This is a genomic window from Candidatus Neomarinimicrobiota bacterium (genome assembly GCA_022567655.1).
Classification (GTDB): domain Bacteria; phylum Fidelibacterota; class SORT01; order SORT01; family SORT01; genus JADFGO01.
Genome location: JADFGO010000122.1, coordinates 1 through 4910 on the forward strand (window position 1 = coordinate 1; position 4910 = coordinate 4910).

Below are 4910 nucleotides of genomic sequence, written 5' to 3' on the forward strand. Positions count from 1 at the left end.
GCCCGAGCATTTTGCTGGGGAACAGGGATTCGAACCCCGACCTACGATTCCAGAGACCGCCGTCCTGCCATTAGACTATTCCCCAATTAGCGCTGTGAAAATAATTTGTTTCCGAAAGAGAGTCAAGAGGATTTACGGCATTAAGTAGAAGCTCCCGTCATTGCGAGGAACATAGTGACGAAGCAATCTTTTATCGCCTGATAAAGATCTCTTGAGATTGCTTCTCCCGATAAATCGGGATCGCAATGACACTCTTAATGGCATTTTCACACAGCCTCTGAAAAAGAGAGGATTTAATATCCCATCACAGATGGGATATGTAGAGGAGGGTTTATTAACCCTCCCTTTTTTACGGGTATATCACAGACACGCCCCGATAAAACCCAACTGCTTTGAGTAAAGTTTTAGGGTAATGCTTCTTTTTAAAAAACCACACACCCCGTCCGGCTGAGCCGGACACCCCTCTCAAGAGGGGATTTATTATCCCATCACAGATGGGATGTATAACGTTCATAATCTACAGAATCAGTTTCCCCGGGAATAATTCGAGAGGATAACACCGATGCGATTCTGTAGTTCGTCCGCCATGCTGGTGGGTACGTCATAATTGTTGACAATGAAACTGAATACAATATCCTCGCCGTCGGCTGTAGTCACGTATCCGGAGAGTGCTCGGACATAACTTATATGACCCGTTTTAGCCCGGAGGTTGCCCTGAGCATTCGTACCTATCATTCGGCGGCGGATAGTCCCGTCAAGACCCGCTATCGGCAGTGAATCGTAATAATACTTGCCATACCTATGTTGACGCATATATCGCAGGAGCGTGGCGACCTGCCTCGGGCTTACGAGATTCAACCGTGATAATCCCGAGCCGTCAACTATCTTAATAGCGTTGCCGTCGATGCCGACAGCGTTAAGGAACGATTTGACGACCTTTACACCCGCGCTCCAGCTTCCCTCATTCTGATACTCTTTTCCGAGAGTTTTCAGCAGTTGCTCCGCATAGAAATTCTGGCTTGGTTTGTTGACGGTCTTGATCATCGTGCTCATAGGCGGTGATGTGTAAACTGCTGCTACCTGTATTTTACTATAATCAGGTTTAGAGGAGATATCATCAACATCTTTCGCCTCTCCCGTTATCTCTATCCCGGCGCTCTCAAGAGTCTCTTTCAGAACCGTAGCGGTGTAAAGCGTAGGATTCCTCACTGATGCCCACGTTTTTGATTCTTTCTTGTTGACCGGAAATTTGCCCCAAAAAGTGAAGAGGTTCCCGTCTATAGAACGGCTGAAGCCATAATAGCTGATTGAATCCGGCTCTGTCGTCCTGATATTGTTCTTGATTTGAACATAGGAGGTCGGGGGGTCTAACTTGATAACAGCCTTATCGCCAGGATTTTCTCCCGGCCGTATTTTTAGATCGATCGCATTATCGTTAAAAGAAAGCCCGCTGGTGTGCGCCGAATACCACTGAGGTTCATCGTCCCAACTCCATCCTTTACCGAGCGGCACGTCGTCGAAGTAATCATCATCTCCGATTATATTCCCTTCTATCCTGTTTATTCCCAACGATTTCAGACTGTCACTCCACTCCCGAAAAGTAGCGGTCAGGTCTCCGCCGTTATAACGGCCGGATATGGTCGGATCTCCCGAACCTCTTATGACAAGATCTCCCTTGAGAGTTCCGTTTTGTATCTTCCCGTCATAATAAAGCCGTGTCTTATACGTGAAATTCGGACCGAACCTGACGAGCGCGACAGCGGTTGTGAATAGTTTCAGATTCGAGGCGGGAATCAAAAGTTTATCTTCATTGCGCCGATAGAGTACTTCCCTCTTATCGGGCGATTCTATGTAAACGCCCCACGTCGCCGATGCGAACGCAGGATCGGCGAGCAGGTGATCTATCTCCGCCTTGAGTCTGGCTTCGGGAGTGTTGAGACTGACTCCACCCGCCGCACAACCGACGGATATTGTCATAATAATGATTGATACCAGTGAAAGTTTGAATCGATCCATCATTTATTCTCCAATAGGTTCAACTCCGATGCCCGCCGCATCCGGCAGGATAAGCTTTCCATCTTTCATTCCAATTCCTGTGAAAGGATCGTTTGACAGCAATAAATTGCCGTCGAGGTCAGCCCAATCCGCCAATGGCGAGAGGTGAGCCGCTGCTCCGATGGCGATGGAGCTTTCGCACATGCAGCCGAGCATCACTTTCAAACCGTTTGAGCGAGCGGTGTGGATCATTTTGAGCGCTTCGGTCGGTCCACCCGATTTCATAAGTTTGATGTTAATGCCGTCGAAGGCATACGCTATCTTCGGAATATCGAATTTTGTCACAACGTTCTCATCAGCAATTATCGGAAGAGGTGAACGTTCCTTCAGCCATGCCGTATCATCAAGTTTATCCGCCGGAAGAGGTTGCTCCACAAATTCGACATTCTGTTCCGCAAGCCATTCGATCTTATCAAGCGCTTCCTCTTTCGTCCAGCCTTCATTTGCATCGACCCGAATGACTTTATCCGTCATTTCCCGGATAGCTTCGATTATCTCTCTGTCGTTTTCCATTCCCTGTTTCACTTTGAGTATGGGATATTCATCCGCTTCTTTTACTTTTTGTTTGATCACGTCAACTTCATCAATGCCGATCGTGAATGTAGATACAAGCGATTTCGCCGGATCCAATCCCCATAGCTTATACAGAGGCTGATTCAGGAGCTTCCCCCGGAGGTCCCAATAAGCGATGTTTATTGCCGCAATTGATGAAGGAGTCATGAGTTCGTTCGCCCGGCAAACAGTGTCAATATCTTCCAATCTGAACGGGTCGTTGAAAGGTTCGGAGTTAAAATCTATACTCGAAAGCGCCGCATCGACCTTTTCTGAATTATCATTGTATCTTTCGGTTGGAACCGCTTCTCCATAGGCTGTTACGCCGTTATGTTCAAGTGTCAATATAACTGAATCGTAATGAGTTCTTGTACCCCGGGCTATTGTAAACGGATGTATTAACAGCAATTTCAGCTCTTTCCATCGAGCTTTCATCGAGAAGCCTTCACAGAGTTTATGATCGCCTCTCCGAGCTTTTCGGGTCCGAACCTTACGGGATCATCAGCGGGGAGTCCGGTTTCTTCTTCAGCACTTTTAATCGATTCAAGAGCGTCTTCCTCATTTTGTTCTGATGTATAGAGACTTACTCCAATCATATCAACCTTTCTGAAAGGGTGAATAACCGCCTCATGCATAGCGATCGATTCGGTCAGAGTAGGCATTTTCGTGCCGTAATCGTTCACCTTACGCGCCGGTTCATGGCAAATCAGTATTCCGTCGGGCATAACGCCGTGGATCAATCCCAAAGTTACTCCGCTGTACCCCTGGTGAAAGAGGGAACCTTGCCCTTCGACTAAGAGCAGATCATGATCGCTGTCTAACTTCATAATCTCCGATTCTATCGAGCCCGCGACGAAATCGCTCACGACGGCGTCTATGCACACTCCATATTCGGTAAACAGCAATCCGGTCTGCCCCGTCGCCACGAATGCAGTATTTAGCGGTTTACTTTTTAAATACCCCAATAGTTGTAGTAGTGTGGTCATTTTCCCTATAGCAACATCCGTGCCCACTGTCAGCGCAACATAGGAAGTTCGTTTCCTCCACAGGTCCTCTGATACGGATAAATTCAAGGGTGGTTTTCGCAGATCGGTGATACTCACTCCATTCTCCCCGGCGGCAGCCGCAAATTCAGAGTCATCACCGATAAATGTATGCAATCCGCTCACTATATCGAGCCCTTCACCCATTGCATCAAGGATTATCGACCGCCACTCTTCGGGGAGTCTCCCGCTCATCGGCGCGATCCCTATCAATAACGTGTTCGGGGAATAGTTCAGCGATTCTTGAAATGTACCGCACACAGGTACGTCTCCGCCATAACCGAGGACTTCCTGAGCCGATTTTCCAGATTGAGTGCTGTCGATAAGTGCGACCGCCGATGCAGGCGCGAATCGAAGCAGGGCATTAGCGGTTTTGGACTCTCTTGAATTAAATTGTCCCTCGACGAGAATGGCATAACGCTTGTCATTCGTCATCTTTTAAATCATCCACATACACACGTCATTGCGAGTCCACCGCAAGGTGGGCGAAGCAATCTCTTAGTTTTACATTTCTTTAATTTTTGAGATTGCTTCGTCGCTCCGCTCCTCGCAATGACAGATTTTAATATTGGTGTCAATTCCCTTATCAAATCAAAAACTAATCCTCGAATCTGTAATAAATTTAATCAATCCGCCTTTACTCCTCAATCATACACATACACACGTCATTGCGAGTCCGCCAGCCGGCAGACAAAGCAATCTCAACCATCAAATCAATATTTCGTATATGTCATTCCACTGGGGATTTTTCGCAACTATCAGATTTATTTTTTTGGCTCTTGAGCCTCCCTTTATCTGTTTCTCTCTCCTTATAGCAACTGAGATATCGTTTGTAGATTCAAAATAAACTAATTTGGTTAATCTATATCGATAACAAAATGATCGCTTCACGTCTAATCTATTTCTATGATGATATACTCTTTTTAACAAATCTGACGTCACACCAACATATAATACACTATTAATTTTGTTGGTCATTATATAAACATATCCGTACTTCATTATTATTCAAAGATACTTATATATAATGTTGTATAAAATAATCATACTATGAGATTGTTCCAATGGAGTCTCTTCGACGCTTCGTCGCTCCGCTCCTCGCAATTACATTTATATTTCTTTTATGATAACATTTTTAGAATTCGTGCTAACACATGCGTCATTGCGAGTCCGCCAGCCGGCGGACGAAGCAATCTCTTAGTTTAACATTTCTTTAATTTTTGAGATTGCTTCGTCGCTCCGCTCCTCGCAATGACACAT

General features: G+C 45.9%; 4 protein-coding genes and 1 tRNA gene. All 5 read right to left on the reverse strand.

Features of this window, described 5'->3' with window-relative positions; translation table 11 throughout:
- Positions 1–14 precede the first annotated feature (14 nt).
- Positions 15–85, reverse strand: a tRNA-Gln gene (locus IID12_09730).
- A 440-nt stretch (positions 86–525) separates the two neighbouring features.
- Positions 526–2019 carry a D-alanyl-D-alanine carboxypeptidase/D-alanyl-D-alanine-endopeptidase gene (gene dacB, locus IID12_09735; GenBank protein MCH8289367.1) on the reverse strand — a complete coding sequence of 498 codons (1494 nt, stop codon included), beginning with the start codon at positions 2017–2019 and terminating at the stop codon, positions 526–528.
- Positions 2020–3042, reverse strand: a complete 1023-nt coding sequence (locus IID12_09740) for a dipeptide epimerase (GenBank protein MCH8289368.1) — start codon at positions 3040–3042, stop codon at positions 2020–2022. It lies immediately after the preceding gene.
- The gene (locus tag IID12_09745; GenBank protein ID MCH8289369.1) at positions 3039–4085 is read right to left on the reverse strand and encodes a DUF1611 domain-containing protein; all 1047 of its coding nucleotides are present in this window, start codon (positions 4083–4085) and stop codon (positions 3039–3041) included. Before IID12_09745 ends, IID12_09740 begins: the two co-directional genes overlap by 4 nt.
- A 273-nt stretch (positions 4086–4358) precedes the next feature.
- The gene (locus tag IID12_09750) at positions 4359–4652 is read right to left on the reverse strand and encodes a GIY-YIG nuclease family protein (protein MCH8289370.1); all 294 of its coding nucleotides are present in this window, start codon (positions 4650–4652) and stop codon (positions 4359–4361) included.
- Positions 4653–4910 lie beyond the last annotated feature (258 nt).